Here is a 1168-nt window from a genome sequence, read left to right on the forward strand (position 1 = left end):
GGATGCTCCGATCAACTTGCTGCGCGGCGGCCGCAAGTCGTAATTTGCACGGCACGCAGCGCTATTTGCTCAAAACGACCTGATGCAGTGTTCATCGAGGGCGTTTTTCGCCCGGTTTTCCATGTTAAGCGCGCAACTCGCCCATACCCATCAGTTGTTTTCGAGCCATCCACAGGTTCGACAGGGCGAACAATGTGGTCAACTGAGCCGTGTTTTTCATCAGCCCACGAAAGCGCACTTTCACGTACCCAAATTGGCATTTGATCACCCGAAACGGATGTTCGACCTTGGCCCGTGTCTGGGCTTTGCAGTACTCAATCTTGCGCTTGGCCTTGTAGAGCACGCTGCGTTTATTCAACTTGGAATAGGTGCTGCGGCGCGCCGCGATTTGCCAGATCACTTCACGATTTTCATGCTCTTCACGCTTCTCAACGCCGGTGTATCCGGCGTCTGCATACACTGCATTTTCTTCGCCATGCAAAAGCTCGGCGACCTGTGTGACATCGGCGACGTTGGCGGCGGTGCCGTGGACGTGATGAACCAAGCCGGACTCGACATCAGCGCCAATATGGGCCTTCATTCCGAAGAAATACTGGTTACCTTTTTTGGTCTGATGCATCTCGGGGTCGCGCTTTCCCTCTTCGTTTTTAGTCGAACTGGGAGCATGAATAATGGTGGCATCGACGATAGTGCCCTGACGCAGAGACATGCCTTTGCCCTGCAAATAACCATTGATGACCGCGAGGATTGCAGGTGCAAGCTGATGCTTTTCCAATAAGTGCCGGAAATTCATGATCGTGGTGTCTTCAGGTATCGGGGCGCTCAAGGTCAAACGTGCAAACTGGCGCATGGGCGTGATTTCGTAGAGCGTTTCTTCCATGGTCGGATCGCTCAGGGAAAACCAATTCTGCAACAGATGAATACGCAGCATGGTTTCCAGAGGATAGGGTTTTCTGCCGCCACCGGCCTTGGGGTAGAACGGCTCGATCAGGCCCAGCAGACCCGTCCAGGGCACGACCTGATCCATCTCGGCGAGGAAGCGTTCGCGGCGTGTCTGCTTGCGCTTGCCGGCGTATTCGAAATCGGAAAAGCTCATCTGGCTCATAGGCGGCTCGGATCAGGTGGTCAGGCGTATTTCAGCACATTTGAAAACTTGTTCGGAGATTCC

General features: G+C 54.0%; 1 protein-coding gene. It reads right to left on the reverse strand.

Features of this window, described 5'->3' with window-relative positions; translation table 11 throughout:
• Positions 1-124: 124 nt before the first annotated feature.
• Positions 125-1105 (reverse strand): IS5 family transposase, encoded by a 981-nt coding sequence (locus AC19YT_RS28210; RefSeq protein WP_106117533.1) that lies wholly within the window; start codon positions 1103-1105, stop codon positions 125-127.
• Positions 1106-1168: the final 63 nt, after the last annotated feature.

The organism is Pseudomonas sp. MF08875 (assembly GCF_059862525.1).